13 protein-coding genes and 1 pseudogene are annotated in these 12042 nt (G+C 59.1%); 4 read left to right on the top strand and 10 right to left on the bottom strand.

Going from position 1 to position 12042, the window contains the following annotated elements; genetic code table 11:
- Position 1: 1 nt before the first annotated feature.
- The 3 genes and pseudogenes from EL199_RS01490 (at position 2) to EL199_RS01480 (ending at position 1155) form a co-directional block, all read left to right on the top strand.
- Positions 2 to 415 (top strand): DUF302 domain-containing protein, encoded by a 414-nt coding sequence (locus tag EL199_RS01490; RefSeq protein WP_345921044.1) that lies wholly within the window; start codon positions 2 to 4, stop codon positions 413 to 415.
- A gap of 64 nt (positions 416 to 479) precedes the next feature.
- A pseudogene (locus tag EL199_RS01485) lies at positions 480 to 830 on the top strand (pseudouridine synthase); the annotation flags it as partial.
- Between the two features lie 76 nt (positions 831 to 906).
- Positions 907 to 1155, top strand: a complete 249-nt coding sequence (locus EL199_RS01480) for a hypothetical protein (protein ID WP_004140999.1) — start codon at positions 907 to 909, stop codon at positions 1153 to 1155.
- A gap of 155 nt (positions 1156 to 1310) precedes the next feature.
- On the opposite strand, the gene folP is transcribed toward EL199_RS01480, so the two are convergent.
- From folP to rlmE, 3 genes are read right to left on the bottom strand one after another with little or no spacing between them, the layout of a single operon-like run.
- Positions 1311 to 2141 carry a dihydropteroate synthase gene (gene folP / locus EL199_RS01475; RefSeq protein ID WP_004141001.1) on the bottom strand — a complete coding sequence of 277 codons (831 nt, stop codon included), beginning with the start codon at positions 2139 to 2141 and terminating at the stop codon, positions 1311 to 1313.
- A complete protein-coding gene (gene ftsH / locus EL199_RS01470; protein ID WP_004141002.1) occupies positions 2141 to 4054 on the bottom strand; it encodes an ATP-dependent zinc metalloprotease FtsH in 1914 nt (637 codons plus the stop codon). The genes folP and ftsH overlap by 1 nt, the downstream gene beginning before the upstream one ends.
- A gap of 25 nt (positions 4055 to 4079) precedes the next feature.
- The gene (rlmE, locus tag EL199_RS01465; RefSeq protein ID WP_004141004.1) at positions 4080 to 4706 is read right to left on the bottom strand and encodes a 23S rRNA (uridine(2552)-2'-O)-methyltransferase RlmE; all 627 of its coding nucleotides are present in this window, start codon (positions 4704 to 4706) and stop codon (positions 4080 to 4082) included.
- 37 nt (positions 4707 to 4743) lie between these two features.
- Here rlmE and yhbY point away from each other — a divergent pair, with 37 nt between their 5' ends.
- Complete coding sequence (gene yhbY / locus EL199_RS01460; protein WP_004141006.1) at positions 4744 to 5040, top strand: ribosome assembly RNA-binding protein YhbY; 297 nt, start codon at positions 4744 to 4746, stop codon at positions 5038 to 5040.
- Between the two features lie 58 nt (positions 5041 to 5098).
- Here the strand turns inward: yhbY and EL199_RS01455 are convergent, their stop codons facing one another.
- The 7 genes from EL199_RS01455 to ubiA form a co-directional block, all read right to left on the bottom strand.
- Positions 5099 to 6289: a transferrin-binding protein-like solute binding protein gene (locus tag EL199_RS01455; RefSeq protein WP_232008322.1), complete on the bottom strand. Its 1191-nt coding sequence runs from the start codon at positions 6287 to 6289 to the stop codon at positions 5099 to 5101.
- Between the two features lie 137 nt (positions 6290 to 6426).
- Positions 6427 to 7314 carry a DUF808 domain-containing protein gene (locus EL199_RS01450; protein WP_004141009.1) on the bottom strand — a complete coding sequence of 296 codons (888 nt, stop codon included), beginning with the start codon at positions 7312 to 7314 and terminating at the stop codon, positions 6427 to 6429.
- Between the two features lie 2 nt (positions 7315 to 7316).
- Positions 7317 to 7802, bottom strand: coding sequence for an rRNA maturation RNase YbeY (gene ybeY, locus EL199_RS01445; protein ID WP_004141010.1), 486 nt, complete (start codon positions 7800 to 7802; stop codon positions 7317 to 7319).
- Entirely contained in the window at positions 7799 to 8785 is a 987-nt protein-coding gene (locus EL199_RS01440; protein WP_004141012.1) for a PhoH family protein, read from the bottom strand. Before EL199_RS01440 ends, ybeY begins: the two co-directional genes overlap by 4 nt.
- Positions 8786 to 8789: 4 nt before the next feature.
- On the bottom strand, positions 8790 to 10160 hold the full coding sequence (gene miaB, locus EL199_RS01435) for a tRNA (N6-isopentenyl adenosine(37)-C2)-methylthiotransferase MiaB (protein WP_004141013.1): 1371 nt from the start codon (positions 10158 to 10160) through the stop codon (positions 8790 to 8792).
- Between the two features lie 76 nt (positions 10161 to 10236).
- Positions 10237 to 11052, bottom strand: coding sequence for a Cof-type HAD-IIB family hydrolase (locus EL199_RS01430; RefSeq protein WP_040355341.1), 816 nt, complete (start codon positions 11050 to 11052; stop codon positions 10237 to 10239).
- A gap of 45 nt (positions 11053 to 11097) precedes the next feature.
- A complete protein-coding gene (ubiA, locus tag EL199_RS01425; protein WP_004141016.1) occupies positions 11098 to 11946 on the bottom strand; it encodes a 4-hydroxybenzoate octaprenyltransferase in 849 nt (282 codons plus the stop codon).
- Positions 11947 to 12042: the final 96 nt, after the last annotated feature.

Genomic DNA, 12042 nt, shown 5'->3' with positions numbered 1-12042 from the left:
CATGCTTGCCACTGCCGCCCTCGCACAAAACGCACCGCTGACCATTGACAGCCGTTACGACTTCGCCGCCACCGTCACCGCCCTGGAAACCGCCATCCAGGAAAAAGGCATGACCCTCTTCGCCCGCATCGACCATCAGGCGGCGGCGAAAGAGGCAGGACTCGACATGCAGCCCGCGACTGTCCTCATCTACGGTTCGCCCAAAGCCGGTACGCCGCTGATGCAAAACGACCCGACCCTCGCCCTGCAACTGCCGCTGAAAGTGCTTATTACCGAGAACGACGGCAAAGTGCAGGTGCTGCTGAACAGTGCCGAACAAGTGGTAGCGCGCAGCAACACCCCGTACAGCGCCGTGGAAAACACCCTCGCTAACGCGGAAAAACTGATACGCGCGACCGTCGCCGTGCAACCGTAAAACCCAGAAAATGCCCCGCTTGGCGGGGCCGGGATTTATCCCGCTTGGCGGGCGGCAGCGTACAATGCCGCCCGTTTTTTTGTGCGGAGGGATAATGCTGATTTTGCTGAACAAGCCGTTTAACGTGCTATGCCAGTTCACCGACAAATCCGGGCGGGCGACGCTCGCCGATTATGTGGATGTGCCGAACGTCTATCCGGCGGGACTGCTGGATTTTGACAGCGAGGGACTGGTCGTGCTCACCGACGATGGCCGCTTGCAGGCGCGTATCGCCGACCCGCGTTTCAAGCTGGCGAAGCGCTACTGGGTGCAGGTGGAAGGTGAGGCGGATGAAGCGGCACTCGTACAGTTGCGCGCCGGGGTGTGGCTGAAGGACAAGAAGGCGCAGACGGCGCGCAAGACGCTGCCCGCCGAAGTGCACTCAGGCGGCGTTTGAAGCGGCACTCAAGCGCTGGTACGAGCAGTACGCCGCCTTCCTGAACGAACGCAGTGTGAACGAGAAAACAGGCCACTCACACTACACACATAAGCGCCTGCGCACCGCCTACAACAGCCTGAAACGGCATCTGCCATGGTTGTTTACCTGCGAGCGTTTTTCCGAGCTGTGCATCCCAAATACGACCAATTTGCTGGAAGGAAAATTCAGCGAAATGAAGCAGCTTTTGCGGTGCCATCGGGGCTTGAAAAAGGATAGTAAGCCACGGTTTATAAAAAATTATTTCGCAAAGGAGACGGCCTAAAAACACCTATTTTGTCCATTAGAGCGTTACGTCTCGAAAAAAACACCTATTTTGTCCATTACGCCGAAAAGAAAACCCGCAGTTATGCGGGTTTTCTCTTATAGCCACGATGGTTTGTAGCACCGTTATCCTGCTTGAATAACATTCACAATGCGTTAGCCCGGCGCGCGCAAGGCAGTGGTGATGCGCAAGGCGTCGCGGGTGGCGGCGACGTCGTGGACGCGCACGATGTCCGCGCCCTGCCAGGCGGCGAGCGCGGCGAGGGTTACGCTGCCGTGCAGGCGTTCGCCAACCGGGGCGTCGCCAAGGTAGTGGCCGATGGTGGATTTGCGCGAGACGCCAAGCAGCACCGGGTAACGTCCGTGTTTGAAGCGGCGGCATTCGCGTACCAGCGCCATGTTTTGCGCCGGGGTTTTGCCAAAGCCAAAGCCGGGGTCGAGGATGAGGCGCTCGGCGGCGATCCCCGCCGCAAGGCAGGCGGCGACGCGCGCTTGCAGGTAGGCATCCACTTCGGCGACGACGTCGGCGTAGTCGGTGTTGTCCTGCATGGTGTCGGGCATGCCGCGCATGTGCATCAGGCAGATGGCGACGTTCGGGTAGCGGGCGAGCAGCGCCAGCGCGCCGTCGTCTTCGAGGCCGTGGACGTCGTTGATGAGGTCCACGCCCAGTTCGAGCATCGCCGCCATCACCGCGGTTTTTTTGCTGTCGATGGAGACGGGGCGCTGGCCGTCGGCAACCAGCGCTTGCACGATGGGGGTGAGGCGGGCGATTTCTTCGTCTGCCGGGACTTCGCGCGCGCCGGGACGGGTGGATTCGGCGCCGATGTCGAGAATGTCCGCGCCTGCGGCAATCATGTGTCGCGCGTGGGCGATGGCGCGGGCTGGGTCAAGCCAGGCGCCGCCGTCGGAAAATGAATCGGGCGTGCTGTTCAGCACGCCCATCAGGTTGGTATGGCTCAGGTCGAGCGTGAAGCGGCCGCAACGCATCAGTGTTGCTCCGCCGGTTTGTCGTGGCCATCGAGCGAGAAGTCGTCGTGGTGGCTCTGCGGTTTGTTGTCCGTCGGGCCGTCCCAGTCGGCAGGGTCGCGTACCGGGCGACGCGCCATCAGGTCGTCAATCTGGCCTTCGTCGATGGTTTCGTATTTGATCAGCGCTTCGGTCATGCTGTGCAGGATATCCATGTTGTCTTTCAGGATTTTTTCGGCACGGGCGTAGTTGCGCTCGATGATGTCGCGGATTTCGGTGTCGATGTTGTGCGCGGTTTCATCGGAGACGTTTTTGTGCTGCGTCACCGAGCGGCCGAGGAAGACTTCACCTTCTTCTTCGCCATAAGCGAGCGGCCCCAGTTTTTCCGACAGTCCCCAGCGGGTGACCATGCTGCGCGCGATGGCGGTGGCGCGTTCGATGTCGTTCGAGGCGCCGGTGGAGACTTGGTCTTCGCCGTAGATGAGCGCTTCGGCGATGCGGCCACCGTAGAGGGTGGCGATTTGGCTTTCGAGGCGGCGTTTGGAGTAGCTGTAGCGGTCTTGTTCGGGCAGGAACATGGTGACGCCAAGGGCGCGGCCACGCGGGATGATAGTGACTTTGTACACCGGGTCGTGCTCCGGCACGATGCGGCCGACGATGCAGTGTCCCGCTTCGTGGTAGGCGGTCATTTCTTTTTCTTTGTCGCTCATCACCATCGAGCGGCGCTCGGCGCCCATCATGATTTTATCTTTGGCGTCTTCCAAATCCTGCATGGTGATTTTCTGCCGGTTGCGCCGCGCGGCAAAGAGCGCCGCTTCGTTGGTGAGGTTGGCGAGATCGGCGCCGGAGAATCCGGGCGTACCGCGCGCGATGTCAAACGGTTTGACGGCGTCGTCGAACGGTTTTTTGCGCATATGCACTTTGAGGATTTGTTCACGCCCTTTGAGGTCAGGCAGGCCGACGACGACCTGGCGGTCAAAACGGCCGGGGCGCAGCAACGCGGGGTCGAGGACGTCCGGGCGGTTGGTGGCGGCGATGACGATGACGCCTTCGTTGCCTTCAAAGCCGTCCATTTCGACGAGCAGCTGGTTTAGTGTCTGTTCGCGTTCGTCGTGTCCGCCGCCGAGACCCGCGCCTCGTTGGCGACCGACGGCGTCGATTTCGTCGATAAAGATGATGCAGGGCGCGTGTTTTTTCGCTTCTTCAAACATGTCGCGCACGCGCGAGGCGCCGACGCCGACGAACATTTCCACAAAATCCGAGCCGGAAATGGTGAAAAACGGCACTTTCGCCTCGCCAGCAATGGCGCGCGCCAGCAGGGTTTTACCGGTGCCGGGCGGGCCGACCATGAGCAGGCCGCGCGGAATTTGTCCGCCGAGGCGGCTGAATTTGCTCGGGTCGCGCAGAAATTCGACCATTTCGACCACGTCTGCTTTCGCCTCATCGGCGCCAGCAACGTCGGCAAAGGTTACCTTGATTTTGTCTTCCGGAATCAGGCGGGCGCGGCTTTTGCCAAAGGAAAACGCGCCGCCCTTGCCACCGCCCTGAATCTGGCGGGTAGTGAACATAAAGAGCCCGATGAGCAGCAAAATCGGCAGCAAATTAACGAGGATACGGGTAAAGAGGCTTTCTTTTTCCAGCGGCTCGCTGCTGATGTTTACCTTGTTGGCGCGCAGGTCGCCGATGAGAGCGCGGGTGTCAGTCGCCTCCGGGTTGTTGGTGGTAAAGCGCGCGCCGCTGCGGTCGGTGAAGCTGATGCGCGCATTTTGCAGGTCAATCGCCGCACTTTGCACCTCGCCGTTATCCACGCGGTCAAGGAACTGCGAATAGCTGACCTCGCGCGCGCTGCTGGATGTGCCGAATTTGCCCATCTCGCCGACGAGCAACAGGAACAGCAGGATGAGCCCGCCCCAGACCAGTAATGATTTCCGCATATCGTTCAAAATGTTATCCTCATATTTAATGCTGGCGTTTGAACCCGCGTGCCAGCAGATACGTTTCCTGACTGCGCGCGCGCGAGGCTTCGGGCTTGCGCGTCTGCACAGTCAAAAATTGGCTTTTCAAAGAGCGCAGTAGTGTATCAAAACCGGGACCGTGGAAAATCTTTGTTAAGAAATCTCCACCCGCTGCAAGGCGGCTTTGCGCGAAGTCCAGCGCGAGCTCCACCAAATACATGCTTTTCGCCTGATCCACACTGCGTACCCCGCTAGTATTGGGGGCCATATCGGAAATCACAAGATTGACCGCGCTGTCGCCAAGCTCCGCATAAAGCGCGTCCAACACCGCCTGCTCGCGGAAGTCGCCCAGAATGAAAGTGACGTCTGGCAGCGCGTCCATCGGCAAAATATCGAGCGCAATCATCCGCCCGCGCCCGCCGAGACATTGCGCCACATACTGCGACCAGCCGCCCGGCGCCGCGCCAAGCTCCACCACCACCATGCCGGGGCGAATCAGGCGGTCTTTTTCCTGAATTTCCATCAGTTTGTACACGGCGCGCGAGCGGTAACCCTCCTGCTGCGCCTTCTGCACATAAATATCGTTGAAATGTTCTTTCAGCCAGCGCTGACTTGTTTTGCTGCGTGCCATTGTCTTACCATACGCGGAAATTCAACAGGATATAAAAATGTTAAGCAAAAACCAAATCCGTTTTTTGAAAGCTCAGGCGCATCATCTTCATCCCGTGGTGTTAATCGGTGCCAACGGGATTAGCGAAGGGGTCGATCGGGAAGTCAATCGCGCCCTGGACAGTCACGAGCTCATCAAGGTCAAGCTCGGCAATATTGCCGACGATATTCAGGCAGAAATGATTGACCATATTGCGCAAACGCATCACGCCGAATTCGTGCAGAAGATTGGCCATATTGCCGTGTTTTATCGCCGCAATGCGGAGCAGGCGAAGATTGTCTTGCCTAAAGATTGAATTCACGGAAATACAAAAAAGGCGGGAAATCCCGCCTTTTTCTTTATGCGCAGAACGATTAACGTCTGCCGCCGAAACCGCCCACATAGTGAACCGCTTCGCCGTTAGTATCTTGACCGCTCAGACCATAGACACCACCAATTTCTTCAGCAGCCGGGCCATAGAAACGGCCTTTCATTTCACCAGAGAGACCATTAGCCGCTTTCATCGTACCATTGAAATCAGCCGTGCCTTCTGCCCAAGAAGCCGCACCGTTCAGGTTGAGGTCAGGGCGATCTTCAATCACGTGGCCAAATGCGCCGAAGGTGTGCAGGACAGAAGTATCCGTCGTTTCATAGCTCAAGGTACGTGCGCCAAAATCGGCATGGATTTTGTTATGCGCGGTGACTTGCGCCGAGTTGTAGTAAGCATGGGTGATACCGGTGTAATCTGCGCCGTCACGAGTCGGCATTTCACTGGCTTTGGTCGGACGACCAATGCTTTGATAACCGAGCAATACGTCACGGCGGTTTTTCAGATAGCCACCGTTGGCGCCGCCGAAGAAGCTGCCGAAAGTTTGATAGCTCCAACCCGCGGCAGCAGGGCTACGCATATAAGAGGACAGATATTGCTGTTTGTTTTGTACCAGTACCGGGTTCGCAAAGAGCAACACTTCGTTGAATTCGCGACCGATAGAGCCACCGTAATCCTGTAATTCGCCATTGACACGTTTGCGGGTAATTTTGCTGATACCGGCATCTTTCGGAATTTCAGAGTTACCATCGATAGTGCCAAAAGAGAAAATGGTGTGATAGACGCTATTGACGTCCAACATCATCATTGGATCAGTTTTGTCGTCATCATTATTGTTATTATTGTTATTATTGTTATTATTTCCGTTATTATTATTCGTTATTAGTCCTTTACATTTGCTCTTCGCACAAATTTCACTAACGATACCCGGTTGGTCAAAAGCGAGGCGGTCGGTATTGTCAATTTTACCGTTGCTGTTGTTATCCACGGAGACGACGGTCGGGCTCAGTTGCTGACCAATACCATCCTGCCCCTCGGTGAGGAAGCGGTTAATCGCGGGATCGGTTCTGTCGATTTGTTTCGGCGGCGTGCCTTTTTTCTCGTCTTCTTTACCATCCTGACTGGCCGGCGGGGTCAGGAAGCCGATGTGGTGATCTTCACCGACGATGGTGTCGCTACCGCAGGCGCTGAGCAAGGCGATGCTAAGCATGGACAGCATCCATTGCGGTTTCATCATTTTCCGTTGCATAGGTATCTCCATAGAGGTTTGGTTAAAAGGGATTAACTTCCGTTAAGGTGAACAATCATACATTATCGTAACCGAAAAGCAAGCACTTTCACCGGCGCTGTTGCACATGCGCGACAGTATCCGCTTTAGCATTGACGTTTAAGGAGTTTTTGCACGACAACAACGCCCGCATAGAGCGCAAGGCCAACGATGCTACCCACGCCGACGGAGAACGCGGCATCGACCCACCAGGCGCTAAATCCGCCCAAGCCTTGCGTCCAGTGTTGCGCCAGATGGTGCAATGAAGCGATGTTTTCGACCCAGAGATGGCCGCCGACGATAAACATTGCCGCCGTGCCCGCTACCGACAGCGCTTTCAGCAGTTTCGGCGCAAACCACAGCAGCGCCCGCCCCGCCATTTGCAGCAGGCGGTTTTGTCGCGCCGCCCAGTAGAGGCCGAGGTCGTCCATTTTCACAATCAGCGCGACCACGCCGTACACCGCCGCGGTGAGAATCAGCGCGACGGCAATCAGGCCGAGGATTTGGATCAGGAGCGGTTTGCCGACGAAGCTCGCCAGCGCGATGACGATGATTTCCAGCGAGAGGATGAAGTCGGTGCGGATGGCGGCGCGGATTTTTTCTTGTTCGACTTGCGCCGGGTCGCGGTTATCAGCGGTTTCAGCCGCGTGTTCTTCGCCGCGATGCAGCAGGCGGTGCAGGATTTTTTCGACGCCTTCGTAGCACAGGTAGGCGCCGCCAATCATCAGTACCAGCGGCACGGCGGCGGGCAGAAAGGCGCTCAGGAGAAAGGCTGCGGGGACGATAATCGCCTTGTTAAGCAGCGAGCCTTTGCTTACCGCCCAGATAATCGGCAGTTCGCGGCTTGCCTGGATGCCGGTGAGCTGGTTGGCATTGAGCGCCAAATCGTCGCCAAGCACGCCTGCGGTTTTTTTGGTGGCGACTTTGGTCATCGCCGCGACGTCATCCAGCAGGGAGGCGACGTCGTCCAGGAGTGCAAAGAATCCGGCAGCCATGCTCAGCTCTCAACCGGTGCGGGTGTTTCCGCGTAGGGGTCGGCGTAGCCCAGCTGGGCGAGGATGTTGCGCTCGGTGTTTTCCATTTTTTCCGCGTCGGCGTCTTCGATGTGGTCGTAGCCGAGAAGGTGCAGGAAGCCGTGAATGACGATGTGCGCCCAGTGCGCTTCCATCGTTTTTTTCTGTTCTTTGGCTTCGCGGTTGACGACGGCGGCGGCGATGACCACGTCGCCCAAGAGGCGCGGTTCTTCCGGCAAGTCCCAATCGCAGGGGAAGGAGAGGACGTTGGTCGGGTAGTCCTTGCCGCGGTATTCGCGGTTTAATTCCTGCATTTCGTCGTTATCAACGAGGCGGATGGTCAGTTCCAGCGCTTCTTCGATGGCAAGTGTTGCGCGCGCGGTTTCCAGCCAGCGTTGCAGGCGTTTTTCACTCGGGAAACGTTCGTCGTTGCCGAGTTCTTCGGTCTGGTAGTCGATAGTCAGGCTCATGTTGTCGGATGGTCTGTTGGTTGTTCGGCGGCGGCGTAGGCTTCAACGATGCGCTGCACCAGCGGGTGGCGCACTACGTCCTGCGCGGCAAAGCGGGTGAAGGAGATGCCGTCCACGCCTTCGAGGATGCGCGCGGCGTGTTTCAGGCCGCTCATTGTGCCTTTCGGCAGGTCGATTTGTGTCGCGTCGCCGGTGATGACCGCCGTCGAGCCGAAACCGAGGCGGGTCAGAAACATTTTCATCTGCTCAACGGTGGTGTTTTGCGCCTCATCAAGGATGATGAAGGCGTCGTTCAGGGTGCGGCCGCGCATGAAGGCGAGCGGCGCGATTTCGATAACGCCGCGCTCCATCAGTTTGGCGACCCGCTCGCCGCCGAGCATGTCGTTCAGCGCGTCGTAGAGCGGGCGCAGGTAGGGGTCAACCTTTTGCGTCATGTCGCCGGGAAGGAAGCCGAGGCGTTCGCCCGCTTCCACCGCCGGGCGCACCAGCACCAGTTTGCGCACTTTGTCTTCGGCGAGATAGGAAACGGCGGCGGCGACGGCGAGATAGGTCTTGCCGGTACCGGCCGGGCCGATGCCGAAATTGACAGCGTGCTCAAAGATGCGGCGCAGGTAACGGCGCTGGTTGGAACCGCGCCCGCTGATGGTGCCGCGCCGTGTTTCGATGCGGATGTCCTTGCCCTCGTCGCGCGCGGCGATTTCTCCGGCAAGGGTCGCGCCGGCATCGCGCAGGGCGAGGTGGACGTCGTCGGCGTTCAGCACGCCGCTGCCGGTCTGGGCGTAGAGGTTTTCGATGACGAAACGTGCCTGGGCGCAGCGTCCCTCGTCGCCCTCCACTTGAAAGAGATGCCCGCGGTTGCCAATCTGCACGTGCAGTTGTTCTTCAATCAGGCGCAAATGCGCGTTTAGCTGCCCGACCAGCTCGCCGAGGCGGGTCTGGTCTTGCGGGGCGAGCTGGAAGGCCAAAGTATGTTTTTCACTCATGGATTTATGCGCTGTAACGCTGCGGGGCGCGCTGGCTTTCTGCTTCTATCAGGCGGCCACGCAACGAGTTTTTATAGGCGGCGGTGATTTGCACTTTGGCGAAGCGGCCAATGAGTGCGTGCGGCGCCTGGAAATTGACGACGCGGTTGTTCTCGGTGCGTCCGCAGACTTCTTTGTCGTTCTTTTTGGAGACGCCGTCGACCAGCACCCACTGCTCGCTGCCGACCATGTCGGCGGAAATCTGCGCGGCCATCTGCAAGATGCGCGCCTGCAAGCGGGCAAGCCGCGCCTTTTTCACGTCCATCGGGATGCGGTCGGGCATGGCCGCCGCCGGGGTGCCGGGGCGCGGGCTGTAAATGAAGCTGAAGGAGGTGTCGTAGAAGACGTCTTCAATCAACTGCATCGTCGCCTCGAAATCGGCGTCTTCTTCGCCGGGGAAGCCGACGATGAAGTCGGAGGAGAAGCTGATGTTGGGGCGAATTTCGCGCAACCGCGCCAGTTTTTCCTTGTACTGCGCCGCCTTGTGGCCGCGTTTCATCAGCGCCAGCACTTTGTCCGAGCCGCTCTGCACCGGCAGGTGCAAATGGCTGACCAGCTGCGGCACGCGGCGATAGACTTCAATCAGATTGTCGGTGAATTCCACCGGATGCGAGGTAGTGAAGCGCACGCGGTCAATGCCGTCAATGGCGGCGACGTATTCGATGAGCAGCGCCAGGTCGGCGGTGCCGCCGTCAAAGAGCGCGCCGCGGTAGGCGTTCACGTTCTGGCCGAGCAGGTTGATTTCGCGCACGCCCTGCGCGGCAAGCGAGGCGCATTCGGCGATGACGTCGTCAAACGGGCGGCTGACTTCCTCGCCGCGCGTGTACGGCACGACGCAGAAGGTGCAGTATTTGGAGCAGCCTTCCATGACGGAAACAAACGCGGTCGGCCCTTCGGCGCGCGGTTCGGGCAGGTGGTCAAATTTCTCGATTTCCGGGAAGGACACATCGACCACGCCGTCGCGTTTTTCCTGCGCCTCGCTGATGAGGTTGGGCAGGCGGTGCAGCGTCTGCGGCCCGAAAACCACATCGACCGCAGGCGCGCGGCGGCGCAGCTCCTCGCCTTCCTGCGAGGCGACGCAACCGCCGACCGCAATAATCACGTGCGGTTTGGCGTCCTTGAGCGGTTTCCAGCGGCCGATTTGCGAAAAGACTTTTTCCTGCGCCTTTTCGCGGATGGAGCAGGTGTTGAGCAGAAGGATATCCGCCTCCTCCGGCGTATCGACCGGCGTGATGCCGTGCGACACTTTGAGCACGGCGAGCATTTTCGATGAATCGTATTCGTTCATCTGGCAGCCATGCGTCTCGATATAAACGTGTTTTAGCAGTTGCGTCATGATTTATATGAAGATTAGAAAACGGCGCGCATTATAGCCGCTTCGCCGGTGCAATCCATACCGCGCAGACGGCGGCCTACAGCCCGACATCCCGCGCCGCAAGCACGCCCAAATCCACCAGCGCACGGGCGATGCCATCTTCCTCCAGCGAGCCGGTCACATGCGTCGCGACCGCCTTGAGCGCCTCGCAGGCGTCACCCATGGCAATGCCCGCGCCGACGGCAGTAAACATCTCCACATCGTTCAAGCCGTCGCCAAACGCCAACGTCTCCTGCGGGGTAAAACCGAGCGCGGCGCAGGCGTCCCTAATGCCGCGCGCCTTGCTGCCGTCGGCATGAAACACATCCACCGCGCTGGCATGACTGCGCACCGCGCGGTAACGCCCGCCGTGCTCGGCGAGAATCGCCTGTAACGCCGCTTCCTCCGCCTCCGGCGCAAGCACAACCAGCTGATGCACCGCGTGTTCGCGGTAATAATCGGGCGCGACCGTGTAGCACGGATACCCCTGCAACACGCGGTGACTGCTGCCGCGCGAACGCCCCGCCGCCATGTGGTGCTCGGAGACGAACGTGTATTCCCAGTCGCGGGCGCGGAAAGCGGCAATCAGCGAGGCAATATCGGCAACCGGCAAAGGATGTTCGGACAGCACGCGCGCGCCGTAGCGGTTGTACTGCCCGTTACAGGAAATGACCAAATCCATCTCGCCTGCCGCCACCAACTGCGCGATGCGCGGCGGCAAGGCGGCATAACCGCGCCCGGTGGCAATCGCCGGAACAATGCCACGCGTGCGCAAGGCAGCGATGGCCGCAAGACTGGCGGGCGAAACAAAATCGCGGCGATGGTCGTAAAGCGTGCGGTCAATATCGAAAAAAACAGCGCGAGGGGGATTCATAAAAACCTCATTTTTAACCTTCATCGAATCAGCGGCTTCGTAGCGTTACGGCAAAAACGCCAACACCAGCCCGAGCAGCACCGCCGCGCCGACCCAGTTGTTATGCACAAAAGCGCGGAAACAGCGCTCGCGCTCAAGATGGCGCGTATCCCACAACTCATACAAAAAAAGCAGCGCGGCGATGACAAGCCCCAGGAAATACCAGCCATTCAGCCCCGCTGCCAGCCCCGCCAACAACAAAAAAGCGAGAACCGCCGCCGCCATCGCCGCCAAAAAGCGGTGTTCGCGACCGCGTGCGGTGATGGCGCTGGAATAAAGGCCGATTTTCACATCATCGTCGCGATCGACCAGCGCGTAATAGGTGTCATAGACCAGCGCCCAGAAGACGCTTGCTAGAAAGAGCAGAAAACCGGCGAGCGTTACCCGCCCCAAAATCGCCGTCTGTGCCATCAAAATCGGACTGGCAAACGCCACGCCCAAAACAAGCTGCGGCAGGAGGAAAAAACGCTTGCACAGCGGATAAAACAGCGCCACCGCCGCGCAGGCGACGGCGAGCAGCACGCTTTGCCAATTGAGCAGCCACACCAGGGCGAAGCTCACGGCGAGCAGCACGACGCCCAACAGCACCGCTTCAAATACGCTGACCGCGCCGCTGGCAAGCGGACGGTTGCGGGTGCGCTCGACATGGCCGTCAAAATTGCGGTCGGCAAGGTCGTTGAAAACACAGCCGGCGGAGCGCATCGACAGCGTGCCGAGCAAAATCACCGCCGTGACAAACGCCGGCGGCCGTCCCGCGCCTGCCAGCCACAGCCCCCACAAACTGCTCCAGGTGAGGAGCAACGTACCCACCGGGCGATCCAGCCGCATCAGGCGGACAAAAGCCAAACATTTCATAGCAAAGACACCGGAATAAAGATTTCCATAGCATAGCGCCCTTCATTGCCAACACAAAAAGGAGACACCGCTTTTGGTCGCAGCCACCAATCCGCG

The organism is Cardiobacterium hominis (genome assembly GCF_900637305.1).
GTDB classification, from domain to species: domain Bacteria; phylum Pseudomonadota; class Gammaproteobacteria; order Cardiobacteriales; family Cardiobacteriaceae; genus Cardiobacterium; species Cardiobacterium hominis.
The sequence above is the reverse complement of the archived record's forward strand: the minus strand, read 5'-3'. Positions and strand labels throughout refer to the sequence as shown.

Bases quoted from the DNA above. Each gene is read 5' to 3' on its own strand.
- EL199_RS01430 (WP_040355341.1), bottom strand. From the start codon at position 11,052: ATGAATCCCCCTCGCGCTGTTTTTTTCGATATTGACCGCACGCTTTAC.
- yhbY (WP_004141006.1), top strand. From the start codon at position 4,744: ATGTTAAGCAAAAACCAAATCCGTTTTTTGAAAGCTCAGGCGCATCAT.
- rlmE (WP_004141004.1), bottom strand. From the start codon at position 4,706: ATGGCACGCAGCAAAACAAGTCAGCGCTGGCTGAAAGAACATTTCAAC.
- miaB (WP_004141013.1), bottom strand. From the start codon at position 10,160: ATGACGCAACTGCTAAAACACGTTTATATCGAGACGCATGGCTGCCAG.
- EL199_RS01440 (WP_004141012.1), bottom strand. From the start codon at position 8,785: ATGAGTGAAAAACATACTTTGGCCTTCCAGCTCGCCCCGCAAGACCAG.
- EL199_RS01490 (WP_345921044.1), top strand. From the start codon at position 2: ATGCTTGCCACTGCCGCCCTCGCACAAAACGCACCGCTGACCATTGAC.
- folP (WP_004141001.1), bottom strand. From the start codon at position 2,141: ATGCGTTGCGGCCGCTTCACGCTCGACCTGAGCCATACCAACCTGATG.
- EL199_RS01455 (WP_232008322.1), bottom strand. From the start codon at position 6,289: ATGATGAAACCGCAATGGATGCTGTCCATGCTTAGCATCGCCTTGCTC.
- ubiA (WP_004141016.1), bottom strand. From the start codon at position 11,946: ATGAAATGTTTGGCTTTTGTCCGCCTGATGCGGCTGGATCGCCCGGTG.
- ybeY (WP_004141010.1), bottom strand. From the start codon at position 7,802: ATGAGCCTGACTATCGACTACCAGACCGAAGAACTCGGCAACGACGAA.
- EL199_RS01450 (WP_004141009.1), bottom strand. From the start codon at position 7,314: ATGGCTGCCGGATTCTTTGCACTCCTGGACGACGTCGCCTCCCTGCTG.
- ftsH (WP_004141002.1), bottom strand. From the start codon at position 4,054: ATGCGGAAATCATTACTGGTCTGGGGCGGGCTCATCCTGCTGTTCCTG.